This window comes from Modicisalibacter xianhensis, assembly GCF_900113605.1.
GTDB classification, from domain to species: domain Bacteria; phylum Pseudomonadota; class Gammaproteobacteria; order Pseudomonadales; family Halomonadaceae; genus Modicisalibacter; species Modicisalibacter xianhensis.
In genome coordinates, this window is the sequence record NZ_FOPY01000009.1 from 195,891 (window position 1) to 211,815 (window position 15,925).

The following is a 15,925-nucleotide window of genomic DNA, read 5'->3' on the forward strand; positions in this document are numbered from 1 at the left end:
ATATTCTTCCAGTCTTGGGCCGTATTGCCAATCAACGCAGGACTCGTCGTGCCCTGACCAGGGCACGATACCAGTCGCGGTGCGGGGCATTGACCACCGGTGGGCGCTGGCTGAGATAACTGACGGAGCGCGCCTGGCCGCGTGACTGCTGGGAAAGGTAGTTGGACAGCATGTTGAGGGTCGCCTCGCGCGCGCCGTAGTGACTGACCAGGAAATCCTTGGCGGCGGGGTCGAGCTCGACACGGTAATGGCGGACCAGGGCCAGGGCCAGCGACTCGGCCGGGCGCGAAAGGTCGACATCGATTTCCTTGACCATGGCCGCGCCCAGAGCGGCCTTGGCGGCGGCGGAAAGGTTCAGCTCCAGCTGGCCGAAATCCGCGGCGTTGGTACTGTTGATGGCGCGCTGCACCTCGGGCCGGGAAAGCTGGATATGCGGCTCCAGGGCTAGGGCAATCTCGATCGCCAGGCGCTTGGCGGCATCAATTCCCATTGTCAGAAGGCGCTCATGCTCGATGCGCGAGCCGTTGCGCAAATGGCCCACCTCGCCGGCCACTTCGCCAAGGTGTCTGGCGAGATGCTTGCAGACATCGGCCTTGGCGGCATCGTCCAGGGCAATGACATGCTCCCGGATGCGCAGCCCGCGGCGCCCCGGCCCCAGGCGCAGGCGCGTCTTGCGATCGGCTAGCCCTGCAGTCACGTTCTCCCAGCGCTGGGCGGCCTTGAGTACCTGGGCATGGTCGCGCCCGACCTGGACATAGGCGTTATAGGCCGTACGGTAGAGTCGAATGGCATTGGCCAACTGGTCGGCCTTGTGCCGCAACTGGCTCTTGCGATCAGTCTGCCCGTTAGCCACGGCATGAGCGAGATGCTGGGTCTGTTCGGCCAACGCATCGATTGCCTGCACGGCACGCTGCTCGAGAATGTCCGCACGCAGGCCAGCGGCAGCGTCCTCGATCAGGGTGCCGGACTGTTCGGCCAGGTAGGCGGTCAGGGCCTTCAGGCGCGACAGGCCGGTAGCCTGGGCGATACGGTAGCGGGCACGTGACTTTTCCAACGTGTCCAGCGCCTGTGCCAGGCGCCAGCGTCCGCGATATTCGAAAGTCAGCATGGGAATGCGGCGCCCGCTGATCAACTCGAAGGCGAGTACGATCATTTCCTCGACGTCCTGCAACGTCATCAGCAGCTCATCGTCCTGCTCGATGGCGGCGAGCACGCGCTCGATGAAGTTATCGTCGCGCGCCACCCCATGGCGCAAGTCGGGTGCCTGGCCTTCAAAACGCATGCGCAGCAGGGCCGTGGCATCCGGGGCCAGCTCGGCCAGTTCGGCGAACTGGGGCTCGAGCGTTTCACGGTAGAGGCCCATCAGGTCGCGGATGCGCGCCTGCAAGCCGATCCGGCGATAGATCTCGATCTGGGCGATGATACGTGCGCTGTCACGGTCGTCGAGCAGTTCGATGGCGGCCAGTTCCACGCCTTCCGGCGAAAGATCCTGCTTGCGCAGCAACATGGCGGCGGCCTCGCGTCGCCGGGCATCGCCCTCGAGACTTTCCACGATCAGGTTGCGGGTCACCAGAAGGAGTTCAGGGAGGCTGCTGATGACGCGCTCGATCTTCAGCGCAGTGCGCTCTGCCTTGCGACCGCCAGCGAGATTATGGGCGAGATTGGCGATGATGCCCGCCGCCCCGGTGATGACCGTGTAGGAAATAAAGAAGATGTAGTTTTCGGCAGTGGGTGCCTTGCCGTAGCCCAGCAGATACCCGCCCCAGGCGCCGAGCAGCGTGACCGGGCCTGCAGTCCATAGGATCTGCAGCAGGCTGACGGTCCATGGTACCTTCTCCACGGCCGAGGTAATGCGACGAATCTCGTCGCGTCCTTCACGCTCGAGGCGCACCTGGGGTGTTTCGGTGGAAGGGCGGGAGCGACGAAACGGCAGGCGCAACGGGCGAATCCTTATACGATGCAAGGCAGGAAAGGACCTAACCTAGCATCGCCGGAAGATGGCTGCCAGCGCCGCGGCGTGGTGAGTGCCGGTCAGTCGGCGTGCTAGACTAGGGCGGTTTTCATGAGGAGGGGTGCGATGCTGGCAATGTGGGTCGAGCAATTGCTGGGGTATGCCGCAGGCGCGCTCGAGACGATTCGTGACGATGAGCACTATCCGGCGCTCATGGCCTGGGCGCGGGGCGAAGGTGCGCAGCATGTCGGCGGGAACCTGGCCCTGGCGCAGGCACTCGCGCCGGAGTTATGGAACCAGACACCGTTGGAGCGCCTCGATTTCGACTGCGAGGCGCTGGCGCTGCCCGGACGCAACGAGCCTTGCTGGTGCGATTCCGGCCGCAAGACGAAGCAGTGCTGTGGTGCCGTGACATTGCCCGGACCGATACCGCCGCATCTGATGTGGATGCTGTCGCTGCGCGACTGGAAGGGAGATACCCTGAAAGCGGCGCTGGAGAGTGGGCGGGCGCCTGCCCAGGCCTTGCTGGAGGCTGGCCTGATTGCCGCCGAGGGCGGCCAGCGTGGCCGCGCCCAGCAGATTCTCGAGGCGCTTTTCGGTGCCGGCGACTGGAGTCGGCTGCCGGAACAGGCCGAGCCGGCCTTCGAGCTTCTCACCGACATCTATCAAGAGCGCGGTTTCCATCGCAAGAAGGCGGCGCTGCTCGATGCCATCCTCGAGCGTGGACCGCTGTTCCTGCGTGGTGTGGCGCTCGAACGTCTCTGTCTGATGCATCTCGACAGTGACGACCTGGCCAGTGCGCGCGAAGCCTTCGTGCGCGCCCAGCAGACACTGCCCGACTCTCCGACGCTGGCCTATATCGAAGCCATGCTGTTGTTGCACGAGGGGCATGCCGATGAGGCGCGCGAGCGTGCGCGGTTCTGGTTCCGGCGCCTGGCTCGGCACGGCGATCTCGATCCCGAGCAGTTACAGTTCCTGGCCGACCTGGCGGAAAATCCCGGAGCGACGCTGGCCGAGCAGATGGTCAATTCCGAAGAGGCACTGGCCGAGCCCCTCACCAGCCTCCAGGCCTTGCTGGAAGCCCTGTCCGGCGCGCCACGCCTGGCGTTCACGCACGCGGCCGATGAACGCCTCGAATATCACACTACGGCACGGGAGGACACCCTGTTTGCCGCCTGGCAGGCCCATTTCCAGGCCTTGGTCGATGAAGAGGCGGCACTGGGTTTTCAGGAAGACCCTTGGCCCTATGCCGGTGACTGGCTGGCGGCGCTTTGCGCGCATCCGGAGTGGCTGGATTCGCCGCAGGTAGTCCAGACAGTGGCAATGGCCCTGGCCAGCCGTTTCGGTAGCCTCCCGTGGATGGCGGAAAGCTTCTTCGCGCCACTGGCGGGGCGTTACGAGCGCTGGCTGACGCAACTCGAGGAAGAAGGCGGACGCTTCGCCTGGGACGATGCCGACAATGCCATCCTGTTGAGAACCGGCCTGGCGCTGGTAGTCGGCATGGAGCGCGGCGATCGCCAGCGTTCACGCCAACTCGCCGAGCGCCTGCTGGTCTTGGACGATCAGGATAGCCTCGGCCTGCGTGAGCTGGTGCTGGATCAGCTGCTGCGCGAAGGGCGTGACGAAGAGGCTGTCCGGCTCAGTGACCAGGCCGAGCCGGGCGACCAGGGGCCGCTCCTCGGCGTGCTCATGGGTCGCGTGCTCGCCTTGTACCGCCTCGAGCGACTTGACGAGGCCCAGGCATCGCTGCGCGAGGTTCACGAACTCAACATGCATGCCGTCGCCATGATGTGCGCCGAGAACCCCCGTCCAATACCCCTGGCGCTGGAAATCCCCGAACCGGGAACCAAGGCCGAGGCCTGGCAATATCGCGCCCTGATGCGTGACCAGTGGGCAGCGACCCGTGGGGCACTGGGCTGGTTGGCGGAGCAGAAACGCCAGCTTGTCTAGCCCTCGCTAGGCATTGCTGACTGCCTTGCCCACCGGTACCAGCGAGCGATCCCGGGCGATGACCCAGGCCAGCACAATGGCGGGTATACCGAGCAACGAGGCCAGCAGGAAGAAGGTGATGTATCCCTGGCTGGCCACCACGACCCCCGAGAAGCCGCCAATAAACTTGCCGGGCAGCGTCATCAGCGACGAGAACAGCGCGTACTGGGTCGCCGTGTAGGCACGTGAGGTCAGGCTCGACAGAAAAGCGATAAATACTGTGCTGGCCAAGCCGTTGGCCAGGTTGTCGCCCATGATCGTCATCACCAACATGGGCATTTCGGCACCCACCGAGGCCAGGGCGGCGAACAGCAGGTTGGTCAGCGCCACGATCAGCGCGCCGGCGACTAGCATCGGGCCGATACCGTAGCGCACCACGAGTATGCCGCCGAGAATCCCGCCAGCGATGCTCATCAGAATGCCGAAGACCTTGGTCACGTTGGCAATCTGCGACAATGAAAAGCCCAGGTCGATGTACAGCGGGTTAGCCATGGCCGCCATCGACAGGTCGCTGATGCGATAGAGACCGACCAGCAGCAGCAACCACAGCGCCTTGCGCCCGTAGCGCCGAAAGAAATCCGTGAATGGGCAGACGACGGCGCCAATGGTCCATGCCCCGACGCGTCGCCAGAGGCGTGAACGCCCGCGCGTTGCGCGCAGGAAGGCCCGGACCTGGGGTTCATGAATCAGCTGTACGCCAAGCGGGGAACGCGGTGGTTCGGGGCGCAGCAGGACAGTCAACATGCCGATCCCGACCAGCAGGGCCATGGTCAGGTAGGCCCAGTACCAGGAGGCCAGGTCGGCGACGTAGAGCGCACCGGCACCGGCCGCAAGCAGCCCGCCGCGATAGCCGATGATGTAGGTCGAGGCCATGGCCGCCTGAACGTCTTCTGCCGCGGACTCGATGCGAAACGCATCGATCACGATATCCTGGGTGGCCGAGCCGAACGCCACGAGCAGCGCGAAACCGGCGACGGCAGCCAGGCTTGCCGTGGGGTCGACATGGGCCAGCCCCACCAGGCCGGCTGCAATGGTTGCCTGGGCAAGCAGCATCCAGCTGCGACGTTGCCCCAGGACTCGGCTCAGCCCGGGCAGGGGTAAGCGGTCGACTACCGGGGCCCAGAAGAACTTTATCGAGTAAAGCATGCCGATCCAGGAAAAGAAGCCGATCGCAGCCACCTCGACGTTGACGTCGCGTAGCCAGGCGGTCAGCGTCGAAAATACCAGCAGGAAGGGAAGCCCGGCCGAGAAGCCCAGAAACAGCATGGCGATGACCGGTGGCTTGAGGAAGACGAATGAAGCCTCTAGCCAGGATCGGGATTGGGGGTGATTCGTCAAGAGGTCTTCTCCTACCCGAAAAGGCGTGATTGTCGCATGGTCGAAGATCGTGGCAGCAATGGTAAACTGAGGCGTAACTTACGTTGTTCATCCCCGGCAATTCAACGCCTTGCCTGTGCCAGCCTGCTGGCGGCGATCCGTGAGGCCATGACGTTTGCGGAGCATTATGAGTGATCAGATGGATGAGCGCAGCCTGAGCGGTCAGGATGCGACCCCGCGATGGTACGTAATTCAGTGCAAGGGGGGCGAGTCCTTTCGTGCCGCGGAGCATCTGGGCAACCAGGGCTACCGGGTCTTTCATCCCGTGCTTCAGGTCCAGAAGAAACGGCGTGGCAAGCTTTGCTGGATCGAAGAGCCACTGTTTCCCTATTACCTGTTCATTCGCCTGGATCGTATCGCCAGCAACTGGCGGCCCATCCGCTCGACGCGGGGGGTGCTTAAGCTGGTCGGGTTCGGTGACGATCCCTTGCCTGTCGATGACGGCCTGGTCGATGTGCTGCTCGACAGTGCCAGTCGGGAGGCGGGCTCTCAGGATACCCACGTCTATTTCCGGGCCGGTGAAATCGTCGAAATTACCGAGGGACCCTTCCGTGCACTGCAGGCCGTGTTCGAGAGCCAGAAAGGCGAGGAGCGTGCCATCGTCCTGCTCAATATGCTGCATCAGCAGCAGCGTCTGGAAGTGCCTGTCGGCGAGCTGCGCCGCCGCTAGCGCCTGACGACCAGTCCCGATCCATTCCCGTTAGTAATCGATGAGGATCCCATGCCGATAGCTACCCAGCAGGTCGTGGCCCTGCACTACACGCTGCACGATGCCGATGGCAACGTGCTAGACGATTCGCGGCACCGCGATACCCCGCTGAGTTACTTGCATGGCCATGACAATATCGTGGCCGGCCTGGAACAGGCGCTGGAGGGGGCCGAGGTGGGTTCCCGGCTATCAGTTACCCTGGCGCCGGAGCAAGCCTACGGAAGACGTGATGAAGCGCTGTTGCGCGAAGTGGCACGCAGTGCCTTTGCCGGGGTCGCCGAGCTGCGCCCCGGCATGCGCTTCCAGGCCCAGGGGCCCGATGGGCCACGCACCGTGACCGTGGTCGAAGTGAACGATGCGCAGGTCACGGTGGATGCCAACCATCCCCTGGCAGGGCAGACGCTACGCTATGACGTCGAGATACTGGCGGTTCGTGATGCAACGCGTGCCGAGCTGGCCAAGGGCCATCCCCTGGCCGAGGATGTCGATCATACCCAGGTCGAAGACCGCAAGCACCCCTGAATCTGATCGAGATCAAACCATGCGGCCCCCGTGCGGCATCGCCAGGACAGACATTGACCTGGATCAGTACCCGCGCCGCTTCACCCGGCTACAGTGAGTGCAACATCGGTTGGGGGGCAAGATCATGTACTGGGATGAAGCGGTCGTTTTCGGCTTGGTGACGGTGGGGCTGCTGGTTGCCTTCATGGGAGGTCTCCTCGCGTTCGTCGTCCACGACAACAAGCGCAGCAAAGGCAAGCGTCCGCAGTGATCCCGTAATCTCAGGTTGTCGTCAGGGGAGGGGGCGTCTGCCCCCGCTAGCCGGCCTTCGGGCCGGCATTTTTATTTTTATCGGTTGCCCTGGCAGCGGGCCGAGGCACTCCTACAAGGCTGAACAGGCTTGCAATTCGCGGCGTGCAAGGAATGTGTCGATGGGCTCGGGGTAGGCCAGGTAATAGCCTTGCATCATGCTGGCCTGCTGCTGGCGCAGGAACTCGAGCTGGCTGGCAGTTTCCACACCCTCGGCCACCAGGCGCAGGTGCAACGTGCGAGCCATCGCAATGATCGATCGCGCCAGTGGCGCATCGGTACCGTGTTGCACGGGATCGATGAAGGCCTTGTCGAGCTTGATCTCGTCGACAGGAAATTCCTGCAGGTAGCGCAACGAGGAATAGCCGGTGCCGAAGTCGTCCAGGGCAAGTTGCACGCCCAGTTGGCGCAGGGCACATAGCGTCATGACCATGCCGGGCGTGGCGAGCAGCGACTCGACGATTTCCAGAACCAGGCGACGCGGTGAGAATCCCCCTTTTTCCAGCAGCGCCTCGATGCGCGTCAAAAAATCATCGTCGCTGAGCTGCTGGACCGAGACATTGACGGACAAGGTCAGGTCGGTGCTGGCCAGCGGACCGCGCAACAACTCCACTGCCTGTTCCAGAACCCAATAGCCCATCGGTCGAATCAGGCCGCTGCGCTCGGCGTGGTCGATGAAGTAGCCAGGTGCCACCAGACCACGCTCGGGATGTTGCCAGCGCAGCAGTACCTCTGCACCGCGAAGTTCGCCGGCAGCCGTGAATTGAGGCTGCAGGAAGAGCCGAAACTGCTCGTCCTCGAGTGCCAGCCTTAACTCCCGCTCGATCTGGATCTGCTGAAGTTCCCACTCGCCAAGCGCCGGTTCATAAGGCACCAGCGCCGGTGTCGCTTGCTGACGTGCATGCTTCAGGGCCAGCTCGGCACGTTGCAGGACGAGCGGGAGATCCTCGCCGTCGCTGGGAAAGTGCGCCATGCCGGCCGAGAAGCGCAACTGACAGGGTTGCGCCTGCACCTGCCAGGCACGTTCCGTGAGGTTGCTCAGCATCTCGCTCAGGCGTTGCTGCAGCCAGGCGTCGAGATCAGTGCCTGGCAGAATGATGGCCAACTGATTACCCGGCAGGCGTACCAGCCGAGGAATGCGGCGGTGGGGAAGCAGGTAGCCGCGAATTTCCGCTGCCACTTGACGCAGTGCGTCGTCACCGCCGCTCTGGCCAAGCAGGGAGTTGATATGCCCGAGCCCGCGTACGCGCACTAGAACCAGATGAAATGCCTGCATGCGACTTGCGGTGCGATCGAGCGTCTCGCTCAGGGAGTGGATCGTCGGCAGGCCAGTGACCTCGTCATAATGAATATGCTGATACAGGTCATGCTCGATTTCGCGGCGCCGCAGCGATTCTGCGAATTGCGAAAGCAAGCCCGATACCCCCATGACACTGTTGATCTCATCGGCACGCCACTGACGGGGCTGCGTCGATTCGCAGCACAGGCTGCCACGCAATTCGCCGCCAACGAAGATACCCACCTCCAGCGTGGATAGAATGCCTTGCTCGACGAAGTAGGGGCGCAGCGCCTCCAGCCTAGGGTCATGCTGGGCACGTAGCGTGGCCAGGCAGGGCGCGCGATGGAGTGCTTCGAGATAGGTGTCGAGCGAGGTCATGTCGATCTGGGTGCCGACAAGCGATGGAACCAGGCTGCTGCGGCAGGTCATGGTGCCTGCGGAGTCATCGAAGAACCACAGCGATATACGCGGAATGTCCAGCAGCTCGCGAAGGGCAATCTGCACCGCTTGCAGGAAATTCTCTTCGGGAATTTCCTGATGATAAAGGTCGCGCAGGTGCTGCCAGATCTGTTGCTGCTGATGCAGCCGGGTCTGTGTGTCGCGAAGTTCGTCGTTCTGCCGGGAAAGGCTAAGGCCATGCTGGGACAGGTAGCGATAGCCCAGCAAGGCCACGATGCCGAGCAGCCCCAGGCTGGCCAGTACGACGGCCAACAATTGAAGGAAAAGGATATCTGACGACGGCAGGGTCTGCTGGCGTGTCACCCATACGATAATAAGGCCCGCTGCCAGGAAGAGACCCAGCAGGAGGGTGACCAATAGAAGATGGGTGCGGCGGTAACCGTGGTTGTTTCGGTGATCGTGTTCGTCTTTCGTCATGCCATGTGCCAGCCCCTCGTGGGGACCTCAGGCTGCGGCAGCAAGCGCCAAGTCGCGAAAGTGTGACGACTCGCTGCGTTGATCGTCAACAATGTCTCTATCAACCCAAGTGTTCCGGGGGGGGCGGGCTAGGCAGGCGAGCGCTGGAGTCGGAGGTGCGCTCGGCATAAGGCGTCTGGTATCCCTCTATCCATGCAAGGACGTTAGCGGCATCCAGCGGGCGCGAGATAAGGTACCCCTGAGCTTGATCACAGTCGGCCTCGGCAAGCAGCGCGAGATGCTGCTGGGTTTCCACGCCCTCGGCAATGACCTGCAGGCCGAAGTTATGTGCCAGCATGACACTGGCGCGCACGATCACGGCATCTTCAGGCTGCAAGGGAAGGTCGAGCACGAAAGACTTGTCGATCTTGAGGGCATCGAGGGGGAGATGGCGCAGCTGTGCCAGCGAGGAATATCCCGTACCGAAGTCATCGATGGCAACGCGAATGCCATGGTCGCGCAGTTCACTCAACAGCCTGGCTGCCAGCCCCGGGTCGCGCATGACCGCTTGCTCGGTGATCTCTATCATCAAGCTCTGTGGGGCCACACCGTGTGCCTGCAGGTTGCTCAACAGACGCTGGGGCAGTTGGATATCCTCGAGATCGTCGGCCGTCAGGTTGACCGCTACCGTCTGTGGCTTGCCCTGGCGCTGCCAGTCGTCCAATTGCCAGACCACATGGCTAAGCATCCACTCGCTGATCAGTGCCATGTGGCCCGATTGTGCCGCCAAAGGCAGGAACTCGTCGGGCTGAAGTATTCCGAAGGCGGGATGTTGCCACTGCAGCAGGGCCTCGAAACCCTCAAGCGCACCATCGGCGATGCGGATCTTTGGCTGATAAACCAGCTGCAACTGCTGGTCTCGGACGGCCCTGACCAGGTCGCGTAACAGCAGGCGGTCGCGTTCATGATGCTGATCGTGTCCGCTCTGGTAGGCGTAGTAGCCGTCGTTGGCGTCACGGGCGAGCCCCAGGGCGATGGCCGAGCGCCTCAGCAGGCGCCGGGGCTCCTGTCCATGTTCGGGGCTTTTCAGGTCGGCCAGGGTCAGTGCCGGCACCAGGGCGGTACCGTCCAGTTCCAAAGGAACGCAAAGGCGATCGCGCAACCTGTCGATACCGGCCTCGTAGGACTCCGGCTGGGTGACCAGCATCAGGAATTCATTGCCGCCCAGCCGGTAGAGTCTGCCGCGATGAAAGCCCAGCGCCAGCAAACGGCGACTCAAGGCGATCAGAAACTGGTCGCCCAGCGCATGGCCCAGCGTCTTGTTGATCTGCTTGACGTTATCGACACTCAGGCGGATCAGTGAAAAAGCGACGTTGCACGATACCAGGCGATCGATTTCCTGAAGGGCGCTGCCATGCGTGCCCAGGCCGGTGAGCGGGTCGGTACGACCGGTATGCAACGGCGCCTGCCACGACAATAGTCGTCCCTGGAGACGGTTGAGCAGGTTGCGCTGACGCTGCGTGAGCGGTGAGGGAGGGCTGTAGAGCGAAGCTGGCAGCAGTGACAGCGCCAAGTGACTCGCACCCAGGGCCAAGCCCAGCAGTAACAATCCCAGACCATGTCGAAAGTTGGCTAGCATCACGATGTCGAGTCACTATGCAAGGGTAAAGACCGTAAGGCGACACCGATCTTCTCGGAGCCGAGGCTCCTGTGTCGCCTTGTTCATGATTGGCACGAACATGGCAATTTGTAAACGTTATGTTACTGGCTCTGACCGCGGCCAGGGGAAAAAGTGCCCGACCCGCCTGTCCTTCAATCGTAGTGTGGTGTCCACCAATACTCGACCCAGGATTGCATGACGCGCTCCGGATACCACGTCTGGCCCAGGCTGCCGTTGTAGCGCGCCAGGGCGCGGGTCAGGTCGCCATTCTCCAAGGCCAGGTAGTGAGCGAGGATCGTGCACCCATAGCGCAGATTCAGGCCCGGCTCGAGGAGGTCGTCGGCGGAACGCCCGATGACTTCCTTCCAGAATGGCATGACTTGCATCAGGCCCTGGGCGCCTGCCGAAGAGATCGCTTGCGCGTCGAAGCCGCTTTCGACCTGAATGACTGCCAGGACGATATCCGGGGCCAGCCCGGCCAATGCCGCCTCTGCCTGGATCCGGGCGAGCAAGGCGCTACGCTGCTCTGGCTGGGGAATGAAACGCGCCAGACTGGCATGCCGGCGGGCAAACCAGGTCCGGGGCGGCGATTCGGGCGGGGTGTCGAAAGGGAGTGCCGCAGTGGCATTGCCCAGTGTGGCGAGCAATGTCGGGGACAGTTTCTCGGGCACCTGGGCAGCAGCCCTGGCCAGCGTGGCTGGCGAAAGGAAAAGAAACGCTGCCATGAGCAAGCCCATGGCAGCGTGGCGATTACTTCTGTAGCCGTTCACGCAGGAAGGCAGCGACATCATCGGCCGGAATCATGGTGTTGGCCTCGTCGCGGCGTCCCTTGTACTCGAGTTCGCCATTGTCCAGGCCGCGATCGCCAATGACGATGCGGTGGGGTATGCCGATCAACTCCTGATCGGCGAACTTGACACCGGGGCGCGTGTCGCGGTCGTCGAGCAGGACGTCGAATCCCTGCGCGGTGAGGTCGGCATAGAGTCGCTCGGCAGTCTCCCGGACACGCTCGGACTTGTGCGCATTCATCGGCACCAGGACGACCTCGAAGGGAGCGATGGCATTGGGCCAGATGATCCCGCTGGCATCATTGTTCTGCTCGATGGCGGCCGCAACGATGCGCGTTACGCCGATGCCGTAGCAGCCCATCCACAGGGTGGCGGCCTTGCCATTCTCGTCGAGCACGGTGGCGTTCATGGCTTGGGAGTACTTCCTGCCGAGCTGGAAGATGTGACCGACTTCGATGCCGCGCTTGATGGACAGGGTGCCCTTGCCATCGGGGGAGGGATCGCCCTCGACCACGTTGCGTAGGTCGGCCACCTTGGGCAGGGCGACGTCGCGTTCCCAATTGATGCCGAAGTAGTGCTTGCCGTCGATGTTGGCGCCGGCTCCGAAGTCGCTCATCAGCGCCACGCTGCGGTCGATGACGATCGGCATGTCCAGGTTGACCGGGCCCAGCGACCCGGGGCCGGCGCCCACGATCTCGCGGATCTCCGCTTCGTTGGCCATGGTCAGCGGCGCCTTGACCTCGGGCAGGTTCTCGGCCTTGATCTCGTTGAGTTCATGATCGCCCCGCACCAGCAGGGCAATCAGGCCACCCGCTTCGGCATGCACCATGAGCGTCTTGATAGTCTTCTCGATGGCCAGGCCATGCTGCTCGACCAGCGTGGCGATGGTCTTGGCATTCGGCGTATCGACCAGGCGCAGCTCCTCGGTGGGCGCAGAGCGCTCCAGGGAGGTGCCTTGCGGGGCCGGAAGCGCCTCGGCCTTTTCGATATTGGCGGCGTAGTCGGAGTCGCTGGAGAATACGATATCGTCCTCGCCGGAATCGGCAAGCACATGGAACTCGTGGGAGCCGGTGCCGCCGATGGCGCCGTTGTCGGCCAGCACGGGACGGAAGTCCAGTCCCAGGCGAGTGAAGATGCGCACGTAGGCGTCATACATCGTCTGGTAGCCTGCCTTCAGCGAGTCTTCATCGACATGGAAGGAGTAGGCATCCTTCATGATGAACTCACGGGAGCGCATTACCCCGAAACGCGGGCGAATCTCGTCGCGAAACTTGGTCTGGATCTGGTAGAAATTGCTGGGCAGTTGCTTGTAGCTCGCGATCTCGCGACGCACCAGGTCGGTGATGACCTCTTCGTGGGTCGGGCCGAAGCAGTAGTCGCGCTGGTGGCGGTCGACGATGCGCAGCAGTTCGGGACCGTACTGCTCCCAGCGTCCCGATTCCTGCCACAGCTCCGCCGGCTGGACGGCCGGCATCAGGATTTCCTGGGCGCCGGCACGGTCCATCTCCTCACGCACGATGCGCTCGACCTTACGCAGCGTACGCAAGCCGATCGGCAGCCAGCTGTATAAGCCCGAGGTCAGTCGGCGAATCATGCCGGCCCGCAGCATCAGCTGATGGCTGATGACTTCGGCATCGGCAGGCGTTTCCTTGAGGGTGGCGATCATCAATTGACTGGCGCGCATGTGTCCGGCGATTCCTTCGTAAGGGGTAAACGTGCTTGGGTGCATTGTACGGCCAAGCATGAGCGGCGGCAAAAGCCATGCGTCACTTCAGGGACAGGCGTTTCACCGTTCGCTCGAGACGTTCGTGCTGTAGCGACCAATCGCCATGGTTGTTGACCTGGCCGGAGTGGCGCAACTCGCCGATTGCTTCCAGGTCGAGGCGCGCAAACTGCCAGCCGGGCGTGCTGTCGGAAGCCAGGGCAAGCACTCCGTTCGGGGGAAAGCCATGGTCGCAGGGGGTATACACGGCTGCCCGGCCGATGTTGATGTCCACGGCCGGGGACCAGAGTGCCTCGCCGACCGTGGGCGAGTGGATAACGGCCACCTGCTGCTCGATGGCGCGTGCCTGGGCGCACCAGCGCATACGATGGTAGCCGGCATCGGTGTCAGTGCAACTGGGCACCAGTAGAATCTCAGCGCCGGCTTCCACCAGGGCACGGGCAAGCAGCGGGAATTCGCTGTCGTAGCAGATCAGCACTCCGAGCCGACCGGCCGGGGTGTCGAACAGCTTGAGATCCTGACCGGGGCTGATGCCCCAGGGACCGCTTTCGAAGCGGGTCATGATCTGCTTGTCCTGATAGTCGGCGCCTGTCGGCGTGAACAGCCAGGCACGGTTGACGTAGCTGCTGTCAGCGAGCTGCCAGGGCATGGACGGGGCGAGCAGCGTCACGCCATGGCGCTGTGCCAGTCGCTGCCAGATGGCCGTCACGTCGTCGCGCATGGGTTGCAGGGCACCGAGTTGGGCGTGCAGGTCGTCACGTACGGCATCCGGCAACAGCGAGGCCAGTTCCATGCTGCCGTATTCCGGCAGCACCAGGAGTTGCGAGCCATGGTTGACGGCATCCTGGACCCAGCGAGTGGCCTTCGACTCGAATTCAGCGAAACTGGCGAAGGTGTCGATCGGGTACTGTGCGGTGGCGACTTCGAGTGTGCGGGCCATCAGGCGCGTCCCTCGCCGCGTGCCTTGAGCCAGAAGGTCATGGGCTTTTCGCTCTCGTGACTGTCGCCCAGGTCCTTCCAGGCAAAGTGCGTGGTCAGTTCCGGGTGCCGCTCGTAGCCCTGTTGCTTCCAGAAGCCATCTAGAGGCTGGTAGCTAGCGGGGCGGGCAGGGTGGTCAGCTTCGCGCTGGACGGCGCAGAAGGCAACCAGGTCATAGCCGGCCTGGGTGGCATGCCGCTCGCGCTCGGCCATGAATGCCTTGCCGATGCCCTGGCCCCGGTACTCGAGTAGCAGGACCGATTCGCCATAATAGAAAATACGCGCGACATCGTAACCATGCGCTTCGAAGGGTGCACGAAATTCGTCGCATTCGTCACGCAGTGGCATGCCGGTGGCTGCGCCGACTAGTGTCTCGCCATCGAACGCCAGCACGAACAGGCTATCGGGACACTCGGCATAGCGACGCAGGTAATCCGCCTCGTAGGCAGGATCGCCATCGTAGAGATAGGGAAAATCCCGAAACACACGAATACGCAGCTCGGCCAGCGCATCGAGATGCCCTGCGATGGCGTTTCCCTGCAAGCTTGTGATATCGACCATGAGCCCCTCGATGCATGTGATCAAAAAGCGCGGCAAACCTCGTACTTTTAGTGCGAGGAGGATAGCGCGAACCGCGTCAGCGGTTCTTGTTTGATGCGTTGGATATAGCACGTTATGCTATGAAACATGATTACTGTACAGCGTGCCTACAAATACCGTTTCTACCCGACACCCGAGCAAGCCGAACAGCTTGCCCGGACGTTCGGGTGTGCGAGGTACGTTTACAACCATTTCCTGAAAGTGCGCACAGAGGCCTGGTACGAGACGCAGAAACGCGTCGGATACAACGACACCGCGAAGCAGCTTACCGCATTGAAAAAGCAGCCGGAAACGCTGTGGCTTCAGGAGGTGTCGAATGTCTGCCTTCAGCAATCGCTACGGAACCTGGATACCGCATTCAAGAACTTCTTTCAGGGTCGAGCCAAGTATCCGACCTTCAAGAAAAAGCATGCCCGTCAATCGGTTCGCTACACGACCAGCGGTTTTTCGTACCGCGACGGGCAGATCAAGCTGGCCAAGCACAAGGAACCGCTGACGATCCGCTGGAGCCGGCGTTTCACCGGCACCCCCTCCAGTGTCACGGTGAGCAAGGACAGCGCGGAACGCTACCACGTCTCCATTCTTGTCGAGGAAGACATGGCGGCATTGCCGTTCAGCAAGCAAGAGACGGGTATCGACCTGGGGCTGACTCATGCGGTCATCACCAGCGGCGGGAAGAAGGTCAACAGCCACCACTACTTCAAGCAGTCCGAGAAGACGCTGGCCCGCGCTCAGCGCCACCTTTCCCGCAAGCAGAAGGGCAGCGCCAATCGCGCCAAGGCCAAACTGAAAGTGGCGCGCATTCATGCCAGGATCGCTGACCAGCGTCTGGATTTTGCTCACAAGCTGACCACGCAGCTCATTCACGAAAACCAAGTCGTCGCTGCGGAAAGTCTGCAAGTGAAGAACCTGCTCAAGAACCGCTCACTGGCGAAAGCCATCAGCAACGTGGGTTGGCATCAGATCACGACGATGCTGGCGTACAAGGCGCAGTGGTACGGGCGTTCTTTTGTCCAGATCGACAAGTTCTACCCTTCGAGCAAGCGTTGCCACGCCTGTGGTCACCTTGCCGACGCCATGCCGCTATCAGTCCGTCAATGGGACTGCCCCGCCTGCGGCACCCGTCACGACCGCGACGTGAACGCGGCGAAGAACATTCTCAAGGCAGGCAAGGCGATTCTCGCCGGCGCTGACAAGCTGCGAGAG

At 62.6% G+C, this 15,925-nt stretch carries 13 protein-coding genes; 5 read left to right on the plus strand and 8 right to left on the minus strand.

The features are described from left to right. Positions 1–31 precede the first annotated feature (31 nt). The gene (locus tag BM194_RS12715; RefSeq protein ID WP_092847276.1) at positions 32–1,939 is read right to left on the minus strand and encodes a coiled-coil domain-containing protein; all 1,908 of its coding nucleotides are present in this window, start codon (positions 1,937–1,939) and stop codon (positions 32–34) included. 138 nt (positions 1,940–2,077) lie between these two features. Between BM194_RS12715 and BM194_RS12720 the strand changes: the two genes are divergently transcribed. Next, a complete protein-coding gene (locus BM194_RS12720; RefSeq protein ID WP_092847277.1) occupies positions 2,078–3,901 on the plus strand; it encodes an SEC-C domain-containing protein in 1,824 nt (607 codons plus the stop codon). 6 nt (positions 3,902–3,907) lie between these two features. Here the strand turns inward: BM194_RS12720 and BM194_RS12725 are convergent, their stop codons facing one another. Next, positions 3,908–5,278, minus strand: coding sequence for an AmpG family muropeptide MFS transporter (locus BM194_RS12725; protein WP_092847278.1), 1,371 nt, complete (start codon positions 5,276–5,278; stop codon positions 3,908–3,910). Positions 5,279–5,444: 166 nt separating this feature from the next. On the opposite strand from BM194_RS12725, the gene rfaH reads away from it, so the two are divergent. From rfaH to ccoM, 3 genes are all read left to right on the plus strand, one after another. Next, positions 5,445–5,987, plus strand: a complete 543-nt coding sequence (gene rfaH / locus BM194_RS12730) for a transcription/translation regulatory transformer protein RfaH (protein ID WP_244890959.1) — start codon at positions 5,445–5,447, stop codon at positions 5,985–5,987. Between the two features lie 51 nt (positions 5,988–6,038). Beyond that, positions 6,039–6,548 (plus strand): FKBP-type peptidyl-prolyl cis-trans isomerase, encoded by a 510-nt coding sequence (locus BM194_RS12735; RefSeq protein ID WP_092847281.1) that lies wholly within the window; start codon positions 6,039–6,041, stop codon positions 6,546–6,548. Between the two features lie 124 nt (positions 6,549–6,672). Beyond that, the gene (ccoM, locus tag BM194_RS21020; RefSeq protein ID WP_280522550.1) at positions 6,673–6,798 is read left to right on the plus strand and encodes a cytochrome c oxidase subunit CcoM; all 126 of its coding nucleotides are present in this window, start codon (positions 6,673–6,675) and stop codon (positions 6,796–6,798) included. A gap of 111 nt (positions 6,799–6,909) precedes the next feature. On the opposite strand, the gene BM194_RS12740 is transcribed toward ccoM, so the two are convergent. From BM194_RS12740 to BM194_RS12765, 6 genes are all read right to left on the minus strand, one after another. Next, positions 6,910–8,991, minus strand: coding sequence for a putative bifunctional diguanylate cyclase/phosphodiesterase (locus BM194_RS12740; RefSeq protein WP_092847283.1), 2,082 nt, complete (start codon positions 8,989–8,991; stop codon positions 6,910–6,912). Positions 8,992–9,091: 100 nt separating this feature from the next. Further along, a complete protein-coding gene (locus tag BM194_RS12745; RefSeq protein WP_092847285.1) occupies positions 9,092–10,609 on the minus strand; it encodes a putative bifunctional diguanylate cyclase/phosphodiesterase in 1,518 nt (505 codons plus the stop codon). A 173-nt stretch (positions 10,610–10,782) separates the two neighbouring features. Beyond that, entirely contained in the window at positions 10,783–11,355 is a 573-nt protein-coding gene (locus BM194_RS12750; protein ID WP_244890960.1) for a transglycosylase SLT domain-containing protein, read from the minus strand. A gap of 25 nt (positions 11,356–11,380) precedes the next feature. After that, positions 11,381–13,102, minus strand: a complete 1,722-nt coding sequence (locus tag BM194_RS12755; protein WP_092847289.1) for a proline--tRNA ligase — start codon at positions 13,100–13,102, stop codon at positions 11,381–11,383. Positions 13,103–13,184: 82 nt separating this feature from the next. Continuing rightward, positions 13,185–14,081, minus strand: a complete 897-nt coding sequence (locus BM194_RS12760) for a carbon-nitrogen hydrolase family protein (RefSeq protein WP_092847291.1) — start codon at positions 14,079–14,081, stop codon at positions 13,185–13,187. Further along, positions 14,081–14,680: a GNAT family N-acetyltransferase gene (locus BM194_RS12765; protein ID WP_092847293.1), complete on the minus strand. Its 600-nt coding sequence runs from the start codon at positions 14,678–14,680 to the stop codon at positions 14,081–14,083. The genes BM194_RS12760 and BM194_RS12765 overlap by 1 nt, the downstream gene beginning before the upstream one ends. A 126-nt stretch (positions 14,681–14,806) precedes the next feature. Here BM194_RS12765 and BM194_RS12770 point away from each other — a divergent pair. Next, positions 14,807–15,925 (plus strand): RNA-guided endonuclease TnpB family protein (locus BM194_RS12770; RefSeq protein ID WP_092847295.1); only part of this gene is annotated, 1,119 nt, incomplete at its 3' end.